The organism is Micromonospora sp. NPDC005163 (assembly GCF_053599835.1).
In genome coordinates, this window is sequence record NZ_JBSFYP010000015.1 from 14,346 (window position 1) to 38,539 (window position 24,194).

General features: G+C 73.3%; 20 protein-coding genes. 12 read left to right on the forward strand and 8 right to left on the reverse strand.

Annotated features, from left to right (window positions below):
* Window positions 1-10 precede the first annotated feature (10 nt).
* From ACWD6N_RS12975 to ACWD6N_RS12985, 3 genes are all read right to left on the reverse strand, one after another.
* The gene (locus tag ACWD6N_RS12975; RefSeq protein WP_450004763.1) at window positions 11-436 is read right to left on the reverse strand and encodes a CBS domain-containing protein; all 426 of its coding nucleotides are present in this window, start codon (window positions 434-436) and stop codon (window positions 11-13) included.
* Between the two features lie 57 nt (window positions 437-493).
* Window positions 494-2,263 carry a proline--tRNA ligase gene (locus tag ACWD6N_RS12980; RefSeq protein ID WP_354966376.1) on the reverse strand — a complete coding sequence of 590 codons (1,770 nt, stop codon included), beginning with the start codon at window positions 2,261-2,263 and terminating at the stop codon, window positions 494-496.
* A 155-nt stretch (window positions 2,264-2,418) separates the two neighbouring features.
* Window positions 2,419-2,559 (reverse strand): DUF397 domain-containing protein, encoded by a 141-nt coding sequence (locus ACWD6N_RS12985; RefSeq protein WP_354966377.1) that lies wholly within the window; start codon window positions 2,557-2,559, stop codon window positions 2,419-2,421.
* Window positions 2,560-2,643: 84 nt separating this feature from the next.
* Here ACWD6N_RS12985 and ACWD6N_RS12990 point away from each other — a divergent pair, with 84 nt between their 5' ends.
* From ACWD6N_RS12990 to ACWD6N_RS13000, 3 genes are all read left to right on the forward strand, one after another.
* Entirely contained in the window at window positions 2,644-3,411 is a 768-nt protein-coding gene (locus ACWD6N_RS12990) for an SGNH/GDSL hydrolase family protein (RefSeq protein ID WP_354966378.1), read from the forward strand.
* 2 nt (window positions 3,412-3,413) lie between these two features.
* Complete coding sequence (locus ACWD6N_RS12995; RefSeq protein WP_354966379.1) at window positions 3,414-3,860, forward strand: imidazolonepropionase-like domain-containing protein; 447 nt, start codon at window positions 3,414-3,416, stop codon at window positions 3,858-3,860.
* A gap of 73 nt (window positions 3,861-3,933) precedes the next feature.
* Complete coding sequence (locus ACWD6N_RS13000) at window positions 3,934-4,836, forward strand: sulfurtransferase (protein ID WP_354966380.1); 903 nt, start codon at window positions 3,934-3,936, stop codon at window positions 4,834-4,836.
* A gap of 49 nt (window positions 4,837-4,885) precedes the next feature.
* Here the strand turns inward: ACWD6N_RS13000 and ACWD6N_RS13005 are convergent, their stop codons facing one another.
* The 3 genes from ACWD6N_RS13005 to ACWD6N_RS13015 form a co-directional block, all read right to left on the reverse strand.
* Window positions 4,886-6,067: a hypothetical protein gene (locus ACWD6N_RS13005; protein WP_450004764.1), complete on the reverse strand. Its 1,182-nt coding sequence runs from the start codon at window positions 6,065-6,067 to the stop codon at window positions 4,886-4,888.
* Window positions 6,064-6,621 carry a SigE family RNA polymerase sigma factor gene (locus ACWD6N_RS13010; protein WP_450004765.1) on the reverse strand — a complete coding sequence of 186 codons (558 nt, stop codon included), beginning with the start codon at window positions 6,619-6,621 and terminating at the stop codon, window positions 6,064-6,066. Before ACWD6N_RS13010 ends, ACWD6N_RS13005 begins: the two co-directional genes overlap by 4 nt.
* 69 nt (window positions 6,622-6,690) lie before the next feature.
* Window positions 6,691-7,272, reverse strand: a complete 582-nt coding sequence (locus ACWD6N_RS13015; protein WP_354966383.1) for a TetR/AcrR family transcriptional regulator — start codon at window positions 7,270-7,272, stop codon at window positions 6,691-6,693.
* A gap of 107 nt (window positions 7,273-7,379) precedes the next feature.
* Between ACWD6N_RS13015 and ACWD6N_RS13020 the strand changes: the two genes are divergently transcribed.
* A complete protein-coding gene (locus ACWD6N_RS13020) occupies window positions 7,380-8,537 on the forward strand; it encodes an FAD-dependent oxidoreductase (protein WP_450004766.1) in 1,158 nt (385 codons plus the stop codon).
* Here ACWD6N_RS13020 and ACWD6N_RS13025 read toward each other — a convergent pair.
* Window positions 8,534-9,727 carry an MFS transporter gene (locus ACWD6N_RS13025; protein ID WP_387324825.1) on the reverse strand — a complete coding sequence of 398 codons (1,194 nt, stop codon included), beginning with the start codon at window positions 9,725-9,727 and terminating at the stop codon, window positions 8,534-8,536. The genes ACWD6N_RS13020 and ACWD6N_RS13025 overlap by 4 nt on opposite strands.
* A gap of 119 nt (window positions 9,728-9,846) precedes the next feature.
* Between ACWD6N_RS13025 and ACWD6N_RS13030 the strand changes: the two genes are divergently transcribed.
* The 5 genes from ACWD6N_RS13030 (at window position 9,847) to ACWD6N_RS13050 (ending at window position 17,747) form a co-directional block, all read left to right on the forward strand.
* Window positions 9,847-11,634, forward strand: coding sequence for an HSP90 family protein (locus ACWD6N_RS13030; protein WP_450004767.1), 1,788 nt, complete (start codon window positions 9,847-9,849; stop codon window positions 11,632-11,634).
* A 2-nt stretch (window positions 11,635-11,636) separates the two neighbouring features.
* Window positions 11,637-14,528: a hypothetical protein gene (locus ACWD6N_RS13035; protein ID WP_450004768.1), complete on the forward strand. Its 2,892-nt coding sequence runs from the start codon at window positions 11,637-11,639 to the stop codon at window positions 14,526-14,528.
* Between the two features lie 71 nt (window positions 14,529-14,599).
* Window positions 14,600-15,199: a TetR/AcrR family transcriptional regulator gene (locus ACWD6N_RS13040; protein ID WP_387324819.1), complete on the forward strand. Its 600-nt coding sequence runs from the start codon at window positions 14,600-14,602 to the stop codon at window positions 15,197-15,199.
* A 72-nt stretch (window positions 15,200-15,271) separates the two neighbouring features.
* A complete protein-coding gene (locus ACWD6N_RS13045) occupies window positions 15,272-16,609 on the forward strand; it encodes an acetyl-CoA carboxylase biotin carboxylase subunit (RefSeq protein WP_450004769.1) in 1,338 nt (445 codons plus the stop codon).
* 226 nt (window positions 16,610-16,835) lie between these two features.
* Window positions 16,836-17,747: a hydroxymethylglutaryl-CoA lyase gene (locus tag ACWD6N_RS13050; RefSeq protein WP_449937392.1), complete on the forward strand. Its 912-nt coding sequence runs from the start codon at window positions 16,836-16,838 to the stop codon at window positions 17,745-17,747.
* A gap of 60 nt (window positions 17,748-17,807) precedes the next feature.
* Here the strand turns inward: ACWD6N_RS13050 and ACWD6N_RS13055 are convergent, their stop codons facing one another.
* Window positions 17,808-18,383 carry a snapalysin family zinc-dependent metalloprotease gene (locus ACWD6N_RS13055; RefSeq protein ID WP_450004770.1) on the reverse strand — a complete coding sequence of 192 codons (576 nt, stop codon included), beginning with the start codon at window positions 18,381-18,383 and terminating at the stop codon, window positions 17,808-17,810.
* 188 nt (window positions 18,384-18,571) lie between these two features.
* On the opposite strand from ACWD6N_RS13055, the gene ACWD6N_RS13060 reads away from it, so the two are divergent.
* The 3 genes from ACWD6N_RS13060 (at window position 18,572) to ACWD6N_RS13070 (ending at window position 24,163) form a co-directional block, all read left to right on the forward strand.
* Entirely contained in the window at window positions 18,572-20,104 is a 1,533-nt protein-coding gene (locus tag ACWD6N_RS13060; RefSeq protein WP_450004771.1) for an acyl-CoA carboxylase subunit beta, read from the forward strand.
* Window positions 20,105-20,180: 76 nt separating this feature from the next.
* Window positions 20,181-21,329 (forward strand): acyl-CoA dehydrogenase family protein, encoded by a 1,149-nt coding sequence (locus tag ACWD6N_RS13065; protein WP_354966391.1) that lies wholly within the window; start codon window positions 20,181-20,183, stop codon window positions 21,327-21,329.
* A gap of 140 nt (window positions 21,330-21,469) precedes the next feature.
* On the forward strand, window positions 21,470-24,163 hold the full coding sequence (locus ACWD6N_RS13070; RefSeq protein WP_450004772.1) for an ATP-binding protein: 2,694 nt from the start codon (window positions 21,470-21,472) through the stop codon (window positions 24,161-24,163).
* Window positions 24,164-24,194: the final 31 nt, after the last annotated feature.

Here is a 24,194-nt window from a genome sequence, read left to right on the forward strand (position 1 = left end):
GGGCCCTTCCTCACACGGTGGGGGACTGCTCGCTGATCTCGCTGAGGGCGCTCGTCGGGTCGAGCTGCATGGCCAGGTCGCCGAGCGAGACGATGCCGACCAGCTTGCGGTGGGTGTCGCAGACCAGCACCCGGCGGATGCCCCGGTCCCGCATCAACGCCGCCGCCTCGCCCGCCGTGCAGTGCTGCTCGATCATGACGACCTCGCGGGTGACGATCGAGCCGATGGTCGTGGCGGCCGGCGAGATGTTCTCGGCCACCGCCCGGACCACGATGTCGCGGTCGGTGAGCATGCCGGCGAGGCTGGCGCCGTCGGTGACCACCACGTCACCGATGTCCGCCTCCTTCATCACCCTGGCCGCCTCGTCCAGGGTGGTCTCCGCCGGCAGGTACACCACCTGCTTGGTCATCACGTCGCTGACCCGGTAACCGGTCATCAGAGCCTCCGAAGACATATCCACCCGATCGAACTGCGGTACCCCGTGCCGCGGTGGCTACACCACGGTCCCACGTTCCCGGCGTACCTCGTCGACCAACCGTTCCACCAGACCGTCCAACGGCAGCTCGGTGCGCCCGTCGCCGGCCCGCTCGCGCAGCTCGACGTACCCGTCGGCCAGCCGTCGGCCGACCACGACGGCGCGCGGCACACCGATCAGCTCGGCGTCGGTGAACTTCACCCCGGCCGAGACATGCGTCCGGTCGTCGACCAGCACCCGCAGGCCGGCGGCCGCGAGCCGCCCGCCGAGCTCCAGCGCCGCGTCGAGCTGCGGCCCCTTGCCCGCCACGACCAGGTGTACGTCACACGGCGCGACCGCCGCCGGCCACACCAGCCCCCGGTCGTCGTGGTGCTGCTCGGCGATCGCCGCCACCGCCCGCGACACCCCGATGCCGTAGCAGCCCATGGTCGGCCGGACCGGCTTGCCCGCCGGACCGAGCACGTCGACCGCGAACGCGTCGGTGAACCGGCGGCCGAGTTGGAAGATGTGCCCGATCTCGATGCCCCGCCGGATGGTCAGCTGGCCACCCTCGCAGGTCGGGCAGGGGTCGCCGGCCCGTACGTCGGCCGCCTCGATCGTGCCGTCGGGCGTGAAGTCCCGCCCGCAGACCACGTCCGTCGCGTGCCGGCCCGGCTCGTTCGCCCCGGTCAACCAGGCCGAGCCGGGCACCACCCGCGGGTCGACGAGGTAGCGGATGCCCAGCTTGTCGAGCAGTTGCGGCCCGATGTACCCGCGAACCAGCTCGGGATGGTCGGCCCACTCCTCGAAGACGGCCACCTGGGCCGGGTGCAGCGCGGCGTCCACCCGCTTCAGGTCGACCTCCCGGTCACCAGGAACGCCGACCACCAGCGGCTCGGCCCGGTCCGCGCCCGGCAGACGGACGGCCAGCACGACGTTCTTCAGGGTGTCGGCGGCCGTCCAGCCGTCCCGGCCACCCAGCCGGCGCGCGTTGGCCAGCTCGACCAGGCTGGCGATCGTCGGGGTCTCGGGAGTGTCGTGCACCTCGACGGCCGGCTGCGCGGTCGGGTCGCCGGCGGCCGGCACCCGGGTGGTGACCGCCTCGGTGTTCGCCGCGTAGTCGCAGGCGGTGCAGCCGACGAAGGTGTCCTCGCCGACCGGCGTCGCGGCCAGGAACTCCTCCGACGCCGAGCCGCCCATCGCCCCGGACATCGCGTGCACCACCGTGTAGTCCAGGCCCAGCCGGTCGAAGATCCGCTGGTACGCCGCCCGGTGCCGCCCGTACGCGTCCCGCAGCCCCGCCTCGTCCAGGTCGAAGGAGTACGCGTCCTTCATGAGGAACTCCCGGCCGCGCAGCAGACCGGCCCGCGGCCGTGCCTCGTCCCGGAACTTGGTCTGCACCTGGAACAGCGTCACCGGGAAGTCCCGGTACGAGGTGAACAGGTCCTTGACCAGCAGTGCTGCCAGCTCCTCGTGGGTGGGTGCCAACAGGTACTCGGCGCCGCGTCGGTCGGCGAGGGTGAAGATGTCGTCGCCGTACTCCGTCCACCGGCCGCTGGTCCGGTACGGCTCCGCCGGCAGCAGCGCCGGGAAGTGCACCTCCTGGTCGCCGATCGCGATCAGCTCGCCGCGTACCACCTCGGTGATCCGGTCCAGCACCAGCTTGCCCAGCGGCAGCCAGGTGTAGCCGCCCGGCGCGGCGCGGCGGATGTAGCCGGCGCGCAGCAGGAGCCGGTGGCTCGGCACCTCCGCGTCGGCCGGGTCCTCGCGCAGCGTTCGCAGCAGCAGGGTCGACATGCGTAGCAGCATCAGCGCAGCCTACGACCGGTGCGGCGGGATGAGCGATCCATTTCGACGCTGATGTTCCGCGTGATCGACTCGGTTTTCATGATGTCGGGGTATCCCGTTCGTGGGGATGCCCCGGTTTCCGGGATCCCGAGTGGATCAGCCCCGGTGCGGCGAGGTCAGCGCCGTTTGGCAGCGGTGACGAAGGCTCGCCAGGACTGCGGGTCGAAGGTGAGCACCGCACCGGCCGGGTCCTCGCTGTCCCGCACACCGACGACGCGGGCCGGGCCACCCCGAGCGCGACTGATGACCTCCGCCACGTCATCCCTGCGGGGGCACCAGCGGCCGGGTCTCCGGTGACAGACTGGTCGCCGCAGGCAACGAATGGCGTGAGGGGAGCGCGGGTGCGCTGGCGCAGTTTTGTCGCGGTCGGGGACAGCTTCACCGAGGGTATGGACGACGCGTACCCGGACGGCACCTACCGAGGCTGGGCCGACATGGTGGCGACCCGGCTCGCCGCCGAGGCGGGTCCCGACTTCCGGTACGCCAATCTGGCCATCCGCGGTCGGCTCTTCCCCAGCGTGGTCGCCGAGCAGGTGCCCGCCGCGGTGGCCATGAAGCCCGACCTGATCAGCTTCGCGGCTGGCGGCAACGACGTGCTGCGCCGCACCTTCGATCCGGACACGCTGGTCGCCCGCTTCGACGAGGTGGTGCGGCAGTTGCGTTCGGGCGGCGCGGACGTGCTGCTCTTCCGGTTCGCCGACGTGATGGCCCGGCTGCCCGGCCAGCGTCTCGTCGCTCCCCGGGTGGAGCTGCTCAACCAGGCGGTCGGCGAGACCGCGGAGCGGCACGGCGCCATCATGGTCGACCTGTACGCCGACGACACCTTCCTCAACCCGATGCTCTGGAGCACCGACCGGCTGCATCTGAGCGAGGCCGGGCACCGACGGGTCGCCGGACAGGTGCTCACCGCGCTCGGCGTCGGCTGCGACGAGGAGTGGCTGATGGTGCCCCCGCACCCCGCGCCCTCTCCGTGGCTCGCCGCCCGCGCGGCCGACCTGCGCTGGGCCGGGCAGCATCTGGCCCCGTGGATCAAGCGCCGGCTGACCGGCCGGTCGTCCGGCGACACGGTCACCGCGAAGCGTCCGCTGCTCGGGCCGATCGTCGACTGAGCGTGCGCACCCTGCACACCGCGCCGCTGCTGCGGCTCACTCCGGATGGCGAGCCGGCGGCGGATCACGCCGTGGTGGTGAGCGGCGACCGGATCGAGGCCGTCGGTCCGCTGGCCGAGCTGAGCGGGGCGTACGCCGGGGTGCGGGTCCGCCGCTGGCCCGGCACGTTGGGGCCGGGTCTGCTGCACGACGGCCCGCTGCCGGTGGCGCCCACCCCGCGCGAGCGGGTGCACGCGCTGCTGCGGAGCGGGGTGACGGCGGTGCTGGCGGAGCACCTTGCGGACCCGGCGCTGCGGGCCGCAGTCGACCGGGGTGACCTGCTGGTGCTGCTGGCGGCCGTACCACCGAGATTGCACAAGGGCGGGCGCGCCGACCTGGCGGTCCTCGACGCCGACGGTGCCTGCCTGGTGACCGTGGTCGCCGGTCGGATCGCCCACCGCCGCGCCTGACCCTTCAGTCACGTGCGCGGCGTCGCACCCGATGGCCGGTCGAGGGGCAGGGTTGCGGCGTACCTTGGGGATCATGTCTGTGCCGAACGATCCTGATCCCCGCCTCCAGTCGTACGCGGACCCGCAGCGGCTGGTCACCACCGACTGGCTGGCCGAGCACCTGGGCGACGAGGGCCTCGTCGTGGTCGAGTCCGACGAGGACGTGCTGCTCTACGAGTCCGGTCACATCCCCGGTGCCGTCAAGGTCGACTGGCACACGGAGCTGAACGACCAGGTGACCCGGGACTATCTCGACGCGAAGGGCTTCGCCGAGATGTGCGCCGCCAAGGGCATCGGCCGAGGCGACACGGTGGTCTTCTACGGCGACAACTTCAACTGGTGGGCCGCGTACGCCCTCTGGGTCTTCTCGCTCTTTGGGCACGCCGACGTGCGGCTGCTCGACGGCGGCCGGCAGAAGTGGATCGCCGAGGGGCGCGAGGTGACCCGCGACAAGCCGTCCCGTCCGCGCGCCGACTACCCGGTGCCGCTGCGGGACGACACGCCGCTCCGGGCGTTCCGCGAGCAGGTGATGGCGCACATCGCCGCGGGTCGGCCGCTGGTCGACGTCCGGTCCCCGGGCGAGTACACCGGCGAGATGCTGCACATGCCGGACTACCCGCAGGAGGGTGCGCTGCGTGGCGGGCACATCCCGGGTGCGGTGAACAAGCCGTGGAAGTCCGCCGCCAACGAGGACGGCACGTTCAAGTCGTCGGACGAACTGCGCGCGATCTACGCCGACCAGCTCGGCCTCAGCCCGGACGACGACGTGATCGCGTACTGCCGGATCGGTGAGCGGTCGAGCCACACCTGGTTCGTGCTGCGGCACCTGCTGGGATACCCGCAGGTGCGTAACTACGACGGCTCCTGGACCGAGTGGGGCAACCTGGTCCGGGCTCCCGTCGTGAAGGGCGACCAGCCGGGCGGCCTCGCCGCCTGAGCGGCCCAACCGTCCCCGCGCGGCCGTTGTCGTCTCGCGGGGACGGTGCTCAGCCAGCCAGTGCCACCACACCGGGCAGGTCGCGGACGATACCGCTGACCTCGCCGGTCTCCGGGTGCCATCGTGCCAGGCCGGCCGGTTCCAGACGGAGGAGCACCGCACCCTCCTTGTCCCAGCCCAGCACCTCGCAACAGCCCTTGGCGCGGTCCCGGCCCAGGTCGAGGACGTGGGAAACAGCGCCGGTGCGGGCGTCCAGCACGGCCACTCCCTCGGCGCCGTCGATCTCGCCGCTGGTGATCCACGCTGCCCGGGCCAGCCGCTCGCCGTGCAGCCAACCCCGGCCATAGAACTCGTTGACCTGGTACGGCGCGGGCAGCGCGTCGCCGGTGATCCGCTCTTCGGAGCGGATGGTGCCCTCGCGGGCGGTCCGGCTGCGCAGCATCAGGCCGCCCCGCTCGCCACCCACCTCGACTAGCGCCGCCTCGCGGCCTGCCGCCGGGTCGGGTGCCACGACGTCCCAGGCCGACACATCGATGGTGCTCGCCGCGTCGGTCTCCCGGTCCACCGCGTACGTCCGGTTGTCGCCGCCGACCAGCACCCGGTCGTTCGCCCAGACCACCAGCTCCAGGTAACCGTCGAGCGGGACCCGGCGCACGCCCGCTCTGGTGAGGTCGACCATGACCAGCTCGCTGGTCTGTGCGAAAGCGGCCCATCGGCCGTCCGGCGACAGCACTCCCGGCTTCACGGCGGGCGCCTCGTTGCCGCCCTCGTCCCGGGTGGGCGCCAGCGAAACAACGTCGAGACTGCGCACGACGCCGTCGTCGCCGAGGATCCGGACGGGACCGTCCGCGTGATTCTCCTCGTCCAGAGGCTGGAACAGTGCCAGCGCCCGCTGGACCGGTCGCTCCGACAGCCGCACGGTCGCCGGGCCGCTGAGCCGGGCCAACGGGTCGGGCGGGAAGGTCAGCTCGGCGGGGGCCCGCACCACCGGCGGGGCATGGCTGGGCTCCACGGTCGGGGCCACCGAATGGTCCGGCGGCGGATCCGCGGGCGGTCGCAGGGCGGCCACCGTGCCGCCGCCGATCAGTGCCACGGCCAGGGCGACCGCGCCGACCGCCCATCGGGTACGCCGGGTACGTCGGGCCCGCTCCCAGCCGGCCGCCGCTGGGTGGCTGGGTCGGACGTCCTCGACGCTGACGGTCAGCAGCCGACGCAGGTCCTGCTCGTTCACGGGTTCACCTCCAGGCCGCTGGCCAGGTCGCCGCGAGTCGCCGGCTCCTGGGCCGGTCGGGAGTCCCGGGCGAGTTCCGGGGCCACCTCGCGGAGCCGCCGCAGCGCCGCGTGGCACTGGCTCTTCACGGTGCCGACGGTCACGCCGAGCGCCTCGGCCGTGGCGACCTCGGTCAGGTCCTCGTAGTAGCGCAGCACCAGAACGGCCCGCTGCCGGGGCGGCAGCAGGCCGAGCGCGTCGTGCAGGGTGAGCCGCAGCGCGCCGTCGCGGTCGGGGGCCACCTGCTCCGGCGGGTCGGCGCTGAGCCGTTCCCGCCGCCGGCGACGCCACCACGACACCGTGTCCCGGTAGAGGATGGCCCGCACGTACGCGGCGGGATCGCCGTCGCGGACCGAGGTCCAGCGCAGCGCCAGCTTGAGCAGCGCCTCCTGGAGGAGGTCCTCGGCCTGGTGCCGGTTGCCGCAGATCAGGTAGGCCGCGCGCAGCAGGCGGTGCTGGTGGCTCTCCACGAAGGCGAGGTAGCCGTCACGTCCGTCACTTGCCGCCGGTCCCATTCGCCCACCTCCCGGCCGTCGCGTTCGGCCGTCACCTGGCAGACGCACGGGGAGGGGGAAAAGGTTGGGTCAGCTCTCCGGCTGCCCGGTCAGATAGCGCTGGAGGGTTGGTGCGACCCAGGAAACCAGCTCCTCCGGATCCAGCTCCACCATCGGCGGCAGGCGGACGATGTAGCGGGTGAAGGCGAGGCCGAGGATCTGACTGGCCACCAGGCTGGCACGCCGCGCGGTGGTTGCCGGGTCGGTGCCGAAGGTCGCCACGGCCGCGGTGAGCTGATCGGCGAAGATGCCGCGGATTCGTTCCGCCGCGCCCGGATTGGTGCTGGCGGCCCGGAGCAGTGCCGCCAGCGTCTCGTCGCCCTCCCACCGGGCGAGGAAGTGCCGCACCAGCACCGCGCCGAACTGCTCGGGCGGCACGTCGGTCAGGTCGGGCAGCCGTAGGTCGAACTCGGCCGCCGCCGCGAAGAGGCCCTCCTTGCTGCCGTAGTAGCGCATCACCATCGACGGGTCGATCCGGGCGTCGGCGGCGATGGCCCGGATCGTGGCGCGCTCGTACCCGTCCGCGGCGAATCGCTCGCGAGCGGCGCGCAGGATCGCGGCCCGGGTGACGTCCGAGCGGCGGGGCTGGGCGGAGTGGGCGGGCGCTGTCATGTCAACGACCGTATGCCAACGGCTGTTGACACACAATGAGCGGCGCTCTAGCGTTGCCAACAAGTGTTTGCCAACAGCTGTTGGCAACGGTCGTCCGGGAGGTGGCCATGCTGCCCACGCATACCGACGTTCTGGTGGTGGGAGCCGGGCCAACCGGCCTCGCCGCCGCACTGACACTGGCCCGCCGCGGATTCGAGGTGACCGTGGTGGACCAACTCGCCAGCCCGCCGGTGACCTCCCGCGCGGCCGTCGTGCACGCGTACACCCTGGAGGAGCTGGACCGGATCGGCGCCGCGGCGCCGCTGGTCGCCCAGGGGGTGCGGGCGCCGCGCTTCACCGTCCGCGACCGGGACCGGGTGCTGCTGTCGGTCCCGTTCCACCAGCTGCCGTCCCGCTTCCCCTACGCGCTGATGGTCTCCCAGGCGGTCACCGAGGCCGTGCTCACCGAGCGCCTGGCCGACCTCGGCGTCCAGGTCCGGCGGCCGTGCCAGATGTCCGGTCTGAGCCGGACCGCTGACGGGGCGCTCGCACAGGTCGACGGGGTCGAGGTGCGCGCCCGGTTCGTGGTCGGCGCGGACGGCCTGCACAGCACGGTCCGGCGCCTGGCCGGCATCGGCTTCACCGGCCCCAGCGGCGAGGAGTCCTTCGTGCTGGCCGACGTGCGGGTGGACAGCGCCCTGCCCCGCGACGAGGCGGCGCTCTTCCTCGCCCGGTCCGGGCCGCTGATCTGGGCGCCGCTCCCGGACGGGGTGGTGCGGCTGGTCGCCGCCGCGCCGACCGCGCCGGCCGAGCCCGACCCGGCGTACCTCCAGGCGCTGCTCGACGAGCGCGGCCCGACGCGGCAACCCGAACGGGTCACCGAAGTGCTCTGGGGATCCCGGTTCCGGGTGCACCACCGGATCGCCGACACGTTCCGGTCCGGACCGGTGCTGCTGGCCGGCGACGCGGGGCACGTGCACAGTCCCGCCGGCGGGCAGGGCATGAACCTCGGCATCTGCGATGCGGTGGCGCTCGGCACCGCGCTGGCCGATGTGCTCGGCGGCGGTCCGGAGACGCTGCTGGACGACTACACCGCCCGGCAGCGCCCGATGGCCGAGGACGTGCTCAGCTTCGCCGCCGGGCTGACCAGGCTGGCCACCCTCTCCCCGGCCCGCCGGCCGGTACGCGACGTGCTGCTCCGGCTGCTCGGTGCCCTACCGCCGGCCCGGCGCCAGATCGCGCTGCGCCTGTCCGGGCTGTCCCACCGGGAACGAACGCCGGGCTAGTCCCGCAGTGTCCGCCACGCCGCCAGAGTGACCAGTGCGAACGTCCCGGCCGCCGCACCCGCCACCGGCACGGTTCCGTACGCCGCGGCGACCAGCCCGGCCACCGCCGCGCCCACCGGTGCGGTGAGCAGCCCGACCATCCGCTGGGCGGCACCCACCCGACCGAGCAGTCCGCTCGGCACGTGCCGCTGCCCGTACGACGCGCACAGGCTGTTCCACACCACGGTGCCGGCGGCGAAGACGGCCAGCGCGATCCCGCCCGGCACCGGATGCCGGGCCAGCGCGAACCCGGCCAACGCGACGGTCTGCACGGCGAGCACCACGCGCAGCGCGGTCACCGTGCCGAGCCGGGCGGCGAGCCGACCCGACCCGAGCGCCCCGGCCACGCCGCCGACGATCGCCCCCGCGGCGAACAGGCCGTACCCGGCCGGCGGCACCCGCAACACGTCCAGCGCGTAGAGCACCAGCACCGCGAGCAGCCCGCTGATCGCCAGGTTGCTCGCGGCGGCCAGCAGGGTGACCCGCCACAGTGTCCGGTGCCCACGCAGCCACCGCATCCCCTCGACGATCTCGCCCCAGACCGACCCCCGCCGAACTCCGGCCACGGCGTGCGGAGCGGGTATCGGGGTGAGGGCCAGGACGAGCAGGGCGGCCACCGCGAAGGTGACGGCGTCGACGGTGAACGGGAGAGCGGGGGCGGCGGCGAAGAGAACGCCGGCGGCGGGTGCGCCGAGGAAGCCGCCGGCCACCGCCGTGCCCGCCTGGAGTCGGCCGTTCGCCCGGGGCAGCGCGGCCGGCGGCACCAGCGCGGGAAGCAGCGCGAACGAGGCGGCGTCGAACAGGGTGCCCAACGCGGCGAGGAGGAACGCGGCCACCAGCAGCGCCAGGACGCCGGCCCGGTCGAAGGCAACCGCCACGGCCAGCGCCGCCACCACGACGGCGCGGGCCCCGTCCACCAGGGCCATCGTCCGCCGGCGGTCCCAACGGTCCGCGTACACACCGCCGAGCAGGCCGAAGAGCAACGGCGGTAGCTGAGCGACCACGGTGACCGCCGCGATGACCCGGGGATCGTGGGTCATCGTCGCGGCCAGCAGCGCCAAGGCCGGCGTACGCAGCGCGTCCCCCAACCGCGAGGAGACGGCGGCGGACCAGAGCAGCCGGAAATCCCGGCCCAGAACGGAGGAGGTCATGGCGGTGACCGTGCGGGTTCGACCGGGTCGAGGGTCAAACCGCCGGGCGAAAGGGGGACGCACGTGTCGGTGATCATCGGTACGGTGGGCGCCGGCATCGGACCGGGGAGAACTCAGGCGTGGACCACACCTTCCAGGTCGACCTGCGTGGCGTGGTCGACCTGCTCAGTCATCACCTCTACGGCAGCCCGCGGGTCTACGTCCGTGAGCTGCTGCAGAACGCGGTGGACACGATCACCGCCCGGCGTGCCAGCGAGCCGGACGCTTCCGCGCTGGTCCGCATCGAGCCGCCGGACAGCACCGGCGACGGCACGCTTCGGGTGCACGACACCGGCATCGGCCTCACCGAGGCGCAGGTGCACGAGCTGCTGGCCACCATCGGCCGCAGCTCCAAGCGCGACGAGCTCGGCTTCTCCCGGCACGAGTTCCTCGGCCAGTTCGGCATCGGCCTGCTCTCCTGCTTCCTGGTGGCCGACGAGATCCGGGTGCTCACCCGGCACGGGGACCACCCCACGGTCCGCTGGACCGGGTACGCCGACGGCCGCTACTCGGTGACCGTGGCGCCGCCGGAGGCCGCCCGCCCCGAGCCGGGCACGACGGTCACGCTGGTGCCCCGCCGCGACGCCGACCAGTGGTTCAGCACCCCGACCGTCACCGACCTGGCCCGGCTCTTCGGTTCCCTGCTGCCGGTCACCGTCCGCGTCGGCGACGTGGTCACCACCACCGGTGAGCCACCCTGGCCGACCACGGCGGGAGCGCCGGTCGACCGGGCGGCGCTCATTTCGTACGCCCGGGAGATGCTCGGCGTCGACCCGTTCGACGTGGTGCCACTGAGCGTGCCGGAGGCCGGGCTGACCGGTGTCGCCTTCATCCTGCCCACCCCGGTGAACCCGGCGGCCCGGGCCGGGCACCGGGTCTACCTCAAGCGGATGCTGCTCACCGAGCACGCCGACGGGCTCCTGCCCGACTGGGCGTTCTTCGCGCACTGCGTGGTGGACGCGACCGAGTTGCGCCCGACCGCCAGCCGGGAGGCCCTCTACGAGGACACCCTGCTGACCGCCACCCGGGAGGCGCTCGGCGACCAGGTACGCGGCTGGCTGGTCCGGCTGGCGCGGCACGACCCGCACCGGCTCGCCGAGTTCCTTCAGGTGCACCACCTCGGCGTGAAGGCGTTGGCGCTGCACGACGACGAGATGCTCCGACTGGTCGACCGGTGGTGGCCGATGGACACCAACGTCGGCACGCTCACCCTCGCCGAGTTCCGGGAGCGCTACGGGGTGCTCCGCTACGCGGCGAGCCTCGACGAGTTCCGCCAGCTCGCCGCGGTGGCCGCCGCACAGGACCTGGCGGTGGTCAACGCCGGCTACACCTACGACACCGAGCTGATCGAGCGGCTGCCGACGGTGGACCGCTCGGTGCTGATCGAGCGGCTGGAGCCGAGCGACCTCACCACCCGCTTCGACGGTCTCGACCCGCAGGTGGAGCTGGCCCTGCGGCCGTTCCTCACCGCGGCGCAGCGGGCCGTCGAGCGCTCCGGCTGCGAGGTGGTCATCCGGGCGTACGACCCGGTCTCGCTGCCCGCGCTCTACCTGGTCAGCCGGTCGGCGGCGTTCAACGACCAGCTCGCGGCCAGCCGGGACCGGGCCGACGAGCTGTGGGGCGGAGTGCTCGACGCGCTCGCCGCCACCGCTCCGCCGGACCGCCCGCAGCTGGTGCTCAACCACCGCAACCCGCTGGTCCGCCGGGTCACCATGCTGGCCGACCCGGAGCTGGTCGGGCTCGCCGTCGAGGCGCTGTACGGGCAGGCGCTGCTGCTCGGCCACCATCCGATCCGCGCGGCCGACGCCGCGCTGCTGAACGATTCCTTCCTCGGCCTGCTCGGCCGGGCCGTGCCAGGACGGGAGTGACCATGGCCGACGAGGACCTGTGGCGGGTGCTGCGCGGCATCGCCGACATGCCGTACGGGGCGGGGCAGATCGCCGCGCTGGAGCAGTTGCTGCGCCGGGTGGACGCCGCGGACGACCGCCACCTCGCCTTCGTGACCCGGATGCAGGCCACCACCGGGTACGTCTACGGCGGCGAGTCGGCGAAGTCCTTCGTGACCTTCTCCTGGTGCCTGTCCGAGTTCGACCGGGATCCGCAGCCCTACCACCAGCGCCACCTGCACCAACTGCTGTGGCACTTCAAGTACATGGTGTCCGGCCTGCTGAAGTTCCCGGACGTGCCGCTGGACCGGACGTACGCGGTGCTGGACGACATGGAACGGCGCTACCGGGCCGGCGGGCACAGCCTGCAGACCGTCCACAAGCACCGGTTCCGGGTCGCCGACCACGTCGGTGACGCGGAGGCGGCCGCGCACTGGTACCGGCTCTGGCAGACCACCCCGCGCGACGAACTCTCCGACTGCGCCGGCTGTGACCCGACGAGCCAGGTGGGCTACCTCGCCGACACCGGGCGGGACGCCGAGGCGGTGGCGCTGGCCGAGCCGGTGCTCGCCGGTCGGCTCACCTGCAACGAGCAGCCGCAGGCGATCCTCACCGCGCTGCTCCTGCCGTATCTGCGCACCGGGCGGGGTGAGTCGGCGCGGGACGCGCACCGGGAGGCGTACCGCCGGCTGCGCGGCAACCTCGCCGACCTGTGGGACATCGGCGACCACATCGAGTTCTGCACGCTGACCGGCAACGAGGCGCGGGCGGTGGAGCTGGTCGAACGGCACCTGGACTGGCTGGACCGGCCGCCGTCGCCGGCCGCCGCGATGCACTTCGCGGCGACCGCCGCCGCCGCGCTGCGCCAGGCCGGCCGGATCGGCGCACCCACCGTGTACCGCCGTGCCGCCGATGGTCGGCCGGCCGGCGAGGTGCCCGCGTTGACGCTCGCCGACGAGCTGGCGGAGACCGCGACCGCGCTGGCCGCCCGCTTCGACGCCCGCAACGGCACCGCACACCAGTCGGAGTGGATAGCCAGTCGGCTCGCCGTGCGAGCGAGCGGTGCGCACCTGCCGCTCTCCGCCAGCGTCCGCCGCCGCCCGGCCCGCCCGTCCGGGGACGAGCCGGGCATCCACCGGGACCGGGGTGCGTCACCGGCCACCTCCGACCGGGCGCGGGCCGGCGACGAGACCACCGTGGCCCTGCCCGCCGACGCCGGCCCGGACGAGCTCCTGACCCTCGCCGAGGAGAGCTGGGGCCGGCACGACCGGGCCACGTTCCGGGCGGCGCTGGCCGCCTGCGACGACCGGTTCGGCACCGACGACCTCGCACCGCGTACGGCCGCGCACCGGCTGGCGCTGCGGGCGGCCGAGCGCGGCGACGAGGACGACATCGCGGGCGCGATCGAGATGAACCGGGCGGCGCTGAGCCGGTACCGGGAGGCGGCCGAGGAGGTGCCCGCCCAGGTGGTGGCCGGGCGGCTCGGCGTGCTGCTGACCCGCTCCGACGACGACGCCGAGGAGGGGCTGGCGCTGGTCCGAGCCGCGGCCGAGGTGTTGGACCGGCTCGGCGACGCGCGACAGCGCGCCGCCGGGCACGATCGGGTGGCGCTGGCGCTGCTGCACCGGGAACGCTGGGCGGAGGCGCTCGCCGCGCTCGACCGGGTGCCCGCCGACGCGGGCGGCGACCGGCATCTGGCGGCCCGGATCGCGCTGCACCGGGCACACCTGCTGGAGCAGTCGGACCGCGTCGACGAGGCCCGCGCGGCCGCCGACGAGGCCCGCCGGATCGGCCGTGAGCTGGGCGTCGGCGAGCTGATCACGGCGGCCTGCCTGACGTACGTCAGGACGGTGGACGATCCGGCCGACGCCGTGGCCGCCTGCGACGAGGCGCTGGCCGTGACGCCGGCGGCTGCGGAGCTGCCGGTCCGGGTCGCCCGGGCCCGGGCGCTGCTCTCCGCCGGGCGGGCCCCCGACGCGGTGGACGACTTCGTCGAGGCGGTGACGCTCTGCGTGGAGCGGGGCGCCGAGGGGGACGCCTTCCTGCGCTGGGAGCTGGCGAACGCGTACCGGATCGTGGGTCGGCTCGGTGAGGCGGCCGAGGTCGCCGAGGAGGCCGTCCTCGGTCTGGACCGGCTCGGCGCCCAGGCGGAGGCGGACCGCTGTCGGCACCTGCTGGCCGGTGTCTACGCCGGGCTCGGCGAGATCGACCCGGCGCTGGCACTGCTGGAGCGGTTGGCCGACAACCTGGACGGCCCGGACAACCTCCCGCACCGCGCGCAGGTGCTGGAGGAGGCCGGCGGGATCCTCTACGACGCCGACCGGGACGCGGTGGCCGCCGAGCGGTTCGCGGCTGCCGCCACGGCGTACCGGCTCGCCGACCTGCCGCTCGACGAGCTGCGGGCCCGCCGGCGGGAGGCGTACGCCTGGTTCTGGTCCGATGACCGGCCGTCGGCGGTACGCGCCATCGAGCTGGTGGACGGCTTGGCGGCGACGCTGGCCGGGCAGCCGGAGCAGTCGCCGCCGGTGACGTACGAGCTGGCGATGGCCGCCGAGGCCGGAGCGCGGGTGCTGACCGGGGAGGATCGGCCGGACGAGGCGCTGGGCCGGCTGCTCGGGGTGCCTGACCGGTTGCGGTCGATCGAGGCGTTCGGCGAGGCCGCGCAGGTGGAGATCCTCATCGGTGAGCTGCTGCTGCGCCTGGACCGTCCGGCCGAGGCGGAGCCGCTGCTGCGCCGGGTGCTCGGTGGCCTTCCGGCGGACTCGCGGCCGGTGCGCCAGACCGCCTGGCTGCTGGCCCGCGCGCTGGACCTGCTGGACCGGCCGGAGGAGGCCGCGGCGCTGCGGGAGGAGCACGACCTCGACCCGGACGACTGACCCGACCGACGGTGCGGCGTGCGCAACTGACCGGTAACCATCGCGCGCGGCCCGCGGTCTACGCTTGCCCCGTGACGGTGGAGCAGCGGGCACGGGGCGCGGCGGGTGCGGGCCGGCGCCGGTCCCGCAAGGACGAGATCCTGGAGATCGCGGTCGGTCTGTTCGCCGCCCGGGGCTACCACGGGGTGTCGATGGACGACATCGGCGCGGCCGCCGGGGTCACGGGTCCGGCGCTCTACCACCACTTCGCCGGCAAGGAGGCGATGCTCGCCGCCGCGCTGATCCCGGTCAGTGAGGGGCTGCTGGCCGGCGGGCGGGAACGCTCCGCCGGGCATCCGGACGACCCGCGCGGCGTACTGGAGTCGCTGATCGACTTCCACGTCGAGTTCGCGCTGGCCAACCCGGCGGTGATCGCGCTGCACCTGCACGAGCTGGACCGCCTGCCGGACGAGCCGCGGCGGCGGATCCGCCGGCTGCAACGGCTCTACGTCGAGGAGTGGGTGACGGTGCTCACCGCGCTGCACCCGGGCATGCCCGACGGCGAGGCGCGGGTGCTGGCGCACGCCGCGTTCGGCCTGATGAACTCGACTCCGTTCCTCGGTGGCGAGGTGGACCGCCGACGCCGCGCCGAGCTGCTGCGCGACGCCGCCCTGGCCGCGCTGCTCGCCTGAGCCGACTCGTCACCGGCGTACCGGGCATGGTTTCCTGACAACCGTCCCAACATCCGGACGCCGGGAGGAAACATGATCGAGTCACTGCTGGTCGCCAATCGGGGCGAGATCGCCCGCCGGATCATCCGTACCGCCAAGCGGCTCGGCATCCGCGCGATCGCGGTGTACTCGGAGGCCGACGCCCATCTGCCGTTCGTCGCCGAGGCGGACGAGGCGGTCCTCATCGGCCCGCCGAACCCGGCGCAGAGCTACCGCAACACCGAGGCGATCCTCGCCGCCGCGAAGTCGACCGGAGCGCAGGCCATCCACCCCGGGTACGGCTTCCTGTCGGAGAACGCCGAGTTCGCCCGTACCGTCGAGTCGAGCGGCCTGATCTGGGTCGGCCCCGGCGCGGACGCGATCACCGCGATGGGCGACAAGATCAACGCCCGGAACCTGATGGCGGCGGCCGGCGTTCCGGTCGCGCCCGGCACCACCGACCCGGCCGCCGACCTGGACACGGCGGTGACGGCCGCCGCCGGGATCGGTTACCCGGTGATGGTCAAGGCCGCCGCCGGCGGCGGTGGCATGGGCATGGGCGTGGCCGTCGACGAGGCCGCGCTGCGCACCGAGTACGACAAGGTGCGCGCGTTCGCCGAGCGGATGTTCGGCGACGGCTCGGTGCTGATCGAGCGTTACTTCCCCCGGGTGCGCCATGTCGAGGTGCAGATCCTCGGCCTGGCCGACGGCCGGGTGGTGGCCCTGGGCGAGCGGGAGTGCTCGGTGCAGCGGCGTAACCAGAAGCTGGTCGAGGAGTCGCCGTCCCCGGCGGTCTCGCCGGAGATGCGCGAGCGTTTCCTGGCCGCCGCGGTACGCGCCGGTGAGGCGGTGAACTATCGCAACGCGGGCACGGTGGAGTGCTTGCTCGATCCATCTACGAACGAGTTCTTCTTTCTGGAGATGAACACGCGGCTCCAGGTGGAGCACCCGGTGACCGAGTACGTCTACGGCGTCGACCTGGTCGAGGAGCAGCTGCGGGTGGCGTCCGGGCTGGCGCCGACCTTCGATCCGGACGCGCTGGCACCGAGCGGGCACGCCATCGAGATGCGGATCAACGCCGAGGACCCGAAGCGCTTCCTGCCCGGCCCGGGCGTGGTCAGGACCTGGGTGGAACCGACCGGCGACGGGGTCCGGGTGGATTCCGGCTACACCGAGGGCAACACCGTCACGCCGTTCTACGACAGCTTGATGGCCAAGCTGATCATCAGTGGCGCCACCCGCGACGAGGTGATCGAGCGGGCCCGGACGGCGGTCGCCGCCTTCCAGATCGAGGGCCCGAAGAACAACCTGCCCTTCTTCGCCGAGCTCCTGGAGAACGAGGAGTTCCTCTCCGGCGCCTACGACACCGGCATCGTCTCCCGCATGCGCTGATCCACCCGGCCGCCGGGCTGCCAGTGTGGCCGGGCTTGCCAGTGCCGCCGTCCCGGCGACCCGGCGGCACTGGCAGCCGAGCCCTTTGCTCTGCTTACCTGGAGGCAACAGCGGTCGTCCGGATACCGGAAAGTCGCCGTTGCGTCCGTTGAAGCAGTGCAAAGGGCGCGGTGCAGCCGACAACCCGCCCCGATCCGACGTCACAGCGAGGTGACCGATGAGCCAGCTGCCAGATTCCGTGTCGATCCGCGAGGTCGGGCCGCGAGACGGGCTGCAGAACGAGGACCCGATCCCGACCGACGCCAAGGTGCGGCTGCTCGACGCGCTCTCCGGCACCGGCGTACGCCGGATCGAGGCGGTGTCGTTCGTGCACCCGAAGGCGATCCCACAGATGGCCGACGCCGACGAGGTGTGGCGGCGGGCGGTGCGGGCCGACGGGGTGCGCTACTCGGCCCTGGTGCCGAACACGCGGGGCGCCCAGCGGGCCCTCGCCGCCGGGTTCACCGAGATCGAGGTGGTGGTCTCGGCCAGCGACACGCACAACCGGCGCAACGTCAACCGTTCAACGGACGAGTCGCTGGACGACATCGCCGAGCTGATCGACCTGCTGCACGGCGCCTCCGCGCGGGTCGAGGTGATCGTGGCGACCAGCTTCGGCTGCCCGTACGAGGGGGACATCGACCCGCAGCGGGTGGCCGGCATCGTGGATCGGGTGGTCCGGGACGGCGCGGACCGGGTCGCGTTCGGCGACACCACCGGCATGGGCACTCCGCGCCGGGTCCGCGAGCTGCTGACCGCGGTACGCGACCGCAATGCGCACGTGCCGGTGCTGCTGCACTTCCACAACACCCGGGGTACGGCGCTGGCCAACCTGTTGACCGCGCTGGAGTTGGGGGTGACCGAGTTCGACGCCAGCGTCGGCGGCCTGGGCGGCTGCCCGTACGCGCCCGGGGCCAGCGGCAACCTGGCCACCGAGGAGGCCGTGCACATGCTGCACGACATGGGCATCGACACCGGCATCGACCTGGCCGCCCTGATCGAGGCGGCCGAGCTGGCCGAGCACCTGCTCGGCAAGAAGCTACCCTCCGGGGTGCTGCGCGCCGGCCCCCGCACCCGACTGACGCCGATGCCGAGCTGACCGCTCGGAAACGCGGGGAGGGGCCGGCACGATGCCGGCCCCTCCGACGTACCCGGTCGATCAGCCCACCGAGGTGAGCATGCTCGGCCAGCTGTCGCGGAAGATGTCCGCTCCGGCGCGGTCCGCGCTGCGCTCGGTGGCGGCGAAGGTGCCGGCGAAGAGGTTGCTCACCCGGTTCGCCTCGGCGGTGCTCGGGTACGGGTTGGTGCAGCTGGTGCCGGCGCTGCCGCCGGACATCAGCAGCGAGCAGTTCCCGTTGTAGTTGTCCGGCAGGCCGAGGATGTGCCCGATCTCGTGGGTCATGATTCGCAGCACGCTGTACTGGGCGGCCTGCTGGGTGTCGATGTAGACCCGGCCATTGCCGAGGCTGGTCCGGACGGCGTACGAGCCGCCGCCGGTGATCCGGTAGATCCGCAGGTTGGAGCCGCAGTTCGCGGAGAGCGTCAGGTTCGACGTGGCGTTGTTCCAGATCGAGGCGGCCTGGTTGGCGGTGCCGGCGTAGCTTCCCGCCTGGCTGGTGTTGTAGCAGATGGTCATGGCGGCGGACGCGGGCGACGGGTTGGCGACCGTGACGCCGAGGGTGGCGAGCGCCGTCGCGACGAACGCGACCGCGAGCCGATTGAGTCGTGAGGTCATCGCTGACTCCAATCCGGGAGGAGGGGGTGTCAGGAGCCTAGCCACATAGATTAATAGATTTCAATGTTTGGTTTGAATCCGCAGCCTCCGGGCACCACCCGGCTGCCCGGTCCGCCCATGGGTCGCCGGGCGTCGCGCGAATGCGATAGCCTAACGATCGTTCAGGTCAGTACGGCGAGGGAGTCAGCGTGACGCTCGACGGTGAGGCGCTGGAGCAGCTGCGCAAGCGGGCCCGGTCCGGCGGCGCGGACAAGTACCACGCGGCGAACGCGGCCAAGGGCAAACTCTTCGCCCGGGAGCGGGTCGCGCTCCTGGTCGACGAGGGCTCGTTCGTCGAGGACGGCCTCTACGCCAATGCGCTGGCCGAAGGGCTGCCCGCCGACGGCGTGGTCACCGGCACCGCCACCATCGACGGCCGGCAGGTCTGCCTGATGGCCAACGACTCCACCGTCAAGGCCGGCAGTTGGGGCGCCCGCACCGTCGAGAAGATCATCCGGATCATCGAGCGGGCGTACGGCGCCGGCGTGCCGATGGTCTACCTGGTCGACTCGGCCGGCGCCCGGATCACCGACCAGGTCGACCTCTTCCCCGGCCGGCGCGGCGCCGGCAAGATCTTCTGGAACCAGGTGCGCGCCTCGGGCTCGATCCCGCAGGTGTGCGCGCTGTTCGGCCCGAGCGCCGCCGGCGGGGCGTACATTCCGGCGTTCTGCGACGTGGTCGCCATGGTCGACGGCAACGCCAGCATGTACCTCGGCTCCGACCGGATGGTCGAGATGGTCACCGGCGAGAAGACCACGCTGGAGGCCATGGGCGGTGCCAAGGTGCACACCGCCGAGTCCGGCGTCGGGCACTTCCTCTGCAAGACCGAGGCCGACGCGCTCGACGTGGTGAAGACCTACCTGTCGTACCTGCCGGCCAACTGGACCCAGGCGCCGCCGGCCGCCGAGGCCGTCGCCGCGCCCGCGAAGGCCGACCTGGCCGCGCTGGTGCCGGCCAGCGAGCGGCAGGCGTTCGACTTGCGGCGGTACGTCAAGGGCCTGCTCGACGAGGGGTCCTTCTTCGAGATCCAGGCGCTCTGGGCCAAGGAGCTGACCATCGGCTTCGGTCGCCTCAACGGCGAGGTCGTCGGCGTGCTCGGCAACAACTCGATGTTCAAGGGCGGCGTGCTCTTCGTCGACTCGGCCGACAAGGCGACCCGGTTCGTGCAGCTCTGCGACGCGTTCAACGTGCCGCTGCTCTTCCTCAGCGACGTGCCCGGCTTCATGGTCGGCAGCGTGGTGGAGAAGCAGGGCATCATCCGGCACGGCGCGAAGATGATCACCGCCATCTCCGAGGCGACCGTGCCGAAGATCTGCGTGGTGGTCCGCAAGGCGTACGGCGCCGGCCTCTACGCGATGGCCGGCCCCGGGTTCGAGCCGGACGCCACCATCGCGCTGCCCAGCGCGAAGATCGCGGTGATGGGGGCCGAGGCGGCGGTGAACGCGGTCTACGCCAACAAGATCGCCGCCATCCCGGACGAGGACGAGCGGGCCGCCTTCGTCGCCGCCAAGCGGGCCGAGTACGAGCAGGACATCGACGTCGTCCGGCTCGCCAGCGAGCTGGTGGTGGACGCCATCGTCGAGCCGCACGAGTTGCGTACCGAGCTGGTCCGCCGGTTCGCCGCGGCGCGTACCAAGGATCGGCACTTCTCCCGGCGCCGGCACGGCGTCACCCCGGTCTGACCCTCGACCGGACCGGCACAGCGAACCGTCCCGGCGTCACGAGCGCCCGGCGGCCCCGTCCACACAGGAGGATGAGATGGATTTCCGGCTCACCGACGAACAAACGGCGCTGCGGGAGAGCGTGCGGGACTTCGCGCGCGAGGTGGTCGCTCCGGTCATCGCCGAGCACTACGAGCAGCACACCTTCCCGTACGAGGTGATCCGGCAGATGGGCAAGATGGGCCTGTTCGGCCTGCCCTTCGGCGAGGAGCACGGCGGCATGGGTGGCGACTACTTCGCGCTCTGCCTGGCCCTGGAGGAGCTGGCCCGGGTCGACTCCAGCGTGGCGATCACGCTCGAGGCGGCGGTCTCGCTCGGCGCCATGCCGATCTACCGGTTCGGCACCGACGAGCAGCGCGCGACCTGGCTGCCGAAGCTGCTCAGCGGCGAGGCGCTGGCCGGTTTCGGGCTCACCGAGCCGGGCACCGGCTCGGACGCCGCCGGCACCCAGACGCGGGCGGTGCTGGACGGTGACGAGTGGGTGATCAACGGCTCGAAGGCGTTCATCACCAACTCGGGCACCGACATCACCGCCCTCGTCACCGTCACCGCGGTGACCGGTACGAACCCGGACGGCTCGAAGGAGTTGTCGACCATCATCGTGCCCAACGGCACGCCGGGGTTCACCGTGGCGCCGGGCTACTCCAAGGTGGGCTGGACCGCGTCGGACACGCACGAGCTGACCTTCGACGACTGCCGGGTGCCGGCGGCGAACCTGCTCGGCGAACGGGGGCGCGGCTTCGCCCAGTTCCTTCAGATCCTCGACGAGGGCCGGATCGCCATCGCCGCGCTGGCCGTCGGTCTCGCACAGGGCTGCGTCGACGAGTCGATCAAGTATGCGAAGGAGCGCCACGCCTTCGGCCGGCCGATCGGTGCCAACCAGGCGATCCAGTTCAAGATCGCCGACATGGAACTGAAGGCGCACACCGCCCGGCTGGCCTACTACGACGCCGCCGCGCGGATGCTGGCCGGTGAGCCGTTCAAGCGCCAGGCCGCCATCGCTAAGTTGCACGCCAGCACCATCGCGGTGGACAACGCCCGGGAGGCCACCCAGATCCACGGTGGCTACGGCTTCATGAACGAGTCCCCGGTGGCCCGGTTCTGGCGGGACTCCAAGATCCTGGAGATCGGCGAGGGCACCAGCGAGGTGCAGCGCATGATCATCGCGCGCGATCTGGGCCTCTGACCGGAGCTGGATTCGCCGGCGGCCGGTCGACCGCCGCCTCCGGCAGGGCCGTGCGGTCGCTGTCGGATATCGGCGAGTGGGCGTCGGCAGCCCGACGCTCGCCTGCCGATGGTCGGAGTCGATCCGTACTCTTCGTGCCCATGACTCCGGATCATGACCGGTCGCGGAGCCCGGCCGGTCGTAGCGGGCTGGCGGAGCTGCTCCGCGGGCACCGGCGTGCCGCCGGCCTGACCCAGGCGGAGCTGGCCAACCGGGCCGGCGTGGGCGTGCGGACGGTGCGTGACCTGGAGCGCGGCCGATCGGTTCGGCCGCAGCGCACCACCGTCGAGCTGCTCGCCGGAGCTATGGAGCTGACCGGGGCCGCCCGGGCGGCGTTCCTGGCCGCGGCCCGCGGTCAGGCCGGCGGTGAGCCGCCCCGACCGGACGTCACCCTGGCGGCCCTCGCGGTCACCGGCCCCGCCACGTCGGCAGCCGACCCGATCGGGTCCGCCCCGCCGGTCGCCCTCCCACCGCCGGTCGCGCTGATCGGCCGGGACCGCGACTTCACCGAGCTGGCGGCCATGCTGACCGCGGAGCACGGTCCCCGGCTGGTGAGCCTGGTCGGGCTGGCTGGAGTCGGCAAGACCGCGCTGGCGTTGTCCGTCGCGCACGACGCCGCCGACGCCCACCCGGGCGGCGTCGCCGGGGTGCTGATCGGCGAGGGCTCGGACGGGCCGGACGTGCTCGCCGCCTCGATGGCCGTACTCGGTGCGGCCCGGCTGCCGGAGCTCACCGCCCGGCTCGCCGACCGTCCGGCGCTGCTGGTGATGGACGCGGTGGAGCGCGCACCCGGTCCGGTGGCCGAGACACTGCACCGGCTGACCGGCGTGCTGCCCTCGCTGCGGGTGCTGGTCACCGGGCGCCACCCGGTCGGGCTGCCCGGCGAGCGGGTCTGGCCGGTCGCGCCGCTCGACGTGCCGCCGCCGGACGCCGAGCGGTCTGGACCGGCCACGCTCGGGTCGTGGCCGGCGGTCGCACTGTTCACCGCCCGGCTCGCCCAGATCCGTCGGGAGCCGCCCACCGCCGACGAGCTGCCCGCGCTGGCCGCGCTGGTCCGCCGGCTGGGTGGGCTGCCGCTGGCCATCGAGCTGATGGCCGCCCGGGGCCGGCTCCTCGACCTCACCGAGCTGCTCGACCGGTACGGCGACCGGGTGCTCGACCTGGCGACGCCTGCCGACCCGGCGGTCCATCCCGGTTGGGACGGACCGGATGCGGCCGCCCGCCCGGCGAACAGCGCCGATGCCGCCCCGGCCCTGGCGGCGGTCACCCTGCGGGACGCGGTGGCGACCAGCTATCGGTTGCTCGCGCCGGATGAGCGGGACGCGCTGCGGCGGCTCGCCATGTTCGGCAACCGGTGGTCGGTGGAGCTGGCCGAGGAGATGCTCGCCGACGAGGCCGACCAGGACGGCACGGTGGCGATCGACCCGGTCCCGGTGCTGGACCGGCTCGTCGAACTGGGCCTGCTGAGCGTGCGCGGCACCGGACCGTTCCGGTTCCGGCTGCTCGACGCGGTCCGCGACTTCGCCCTCGAACAGGCGGCCGGCGGTGGCGAGCTGACCTGCGTCCGGCGCCGGCACGCGGAGGTGATCGCCCGCCTGGTGGCGGGGACCGCCACCGACCTCAATGGCCCCCGGTTGCCCGACGCGGTGCACCGGCTGGACCAGGTGAGCAGCGACATCAGCTCCGCGCTGGCCCACGCGGCCACCGACGATCCGATGACCGCGCTTCGCCTGGCGGCCTGCCTGACGCGCTGGTGGCGGTTTCGGGGGCGCGACGTCGCCGGCCGGCAGTGGCTGCGCCGGTTGCTGGCCGACCCGCGAACCGCACAAGCTGATCCCGTCCTGCGTGGCTGGGCCAGCCTCGGGGTGGCCCGGCTCGCCGTCGAGCACGGTGCGGGTCCCGACGAACTGCCGACGGCGCGGGCCGCGCTGGACATGTTCCGGCAGGCCCGCGACGTTACCGGGGAACTGGAGGCGCGAACCGTGCTCGGCGCGCTGCTGATCACCGTCGGTGGGCACGACGAGGCCCGCGAGCAGGCCGAGGCGGTGCTCCGGCTGGCGGCCCGCAACGGTCGGACCCGGCACCTCGCGGTGGCCCAGAACAGCCTCGCCTGGCACGAGATCCGGGTCGGTGACCTGGCTGCGGCGCGCCGGCGGCTGGCCGCCGTCGACCGACTCGCCGCCGAGGGCGGTGAGCAGCGGCTGCGGGTGCTGGCCTGGGCCAACCGCGCCGAGGTCGCCCGTCTGGAGGGCCGGTACGCCGACGCCGTCGACCAGGGCCGACGCGCCGTGGCGGCGTTGTCCGAGCTGGGTGATCCGGGGCATCGGCGCCGGGTGCTCGGCACGGTCGGGTTGGCGCTCGCCCAGGACGGTCGCGGTGCGGAGGCGAACGAGGTGCTCACCGAGCTGCGGGCGGGGATCGGCGAGGTCGCGGTGGCCGTACCGGTGCGATCGTGGGTGGAGCGGGCCGGGCTGCCACGACCGCGCGCGGACGACGCGGTGCTGTCCCGGAGTGGGCCGGAGGCGGGGACCTGCGCGTTGATCGAGGGGAACCTGGCGCTGCACGGGGGTGACCGGGAGCTGGCCGCCGAGTGGTTCGCCGCTGCCGCCGAGGCCGCTCAGGATCGGCGGGACGTGGTGGAGGCGCTGGTGGGGTTGGCTGCGAGCACCGCGGACCCGGCGGTCCTGGACCGGCTCGACCAGGTCTGTCAGGAGAGTGGCATCCGGCTGTTGCCGCAGGAGTCGGGACTGCTCTACGCGCTGATGGCCGCCCGGGGCGGGCGGGCCGTGGGGTAGTCGCGGCGGGCCGGCCACCGGGTCGTCGTGG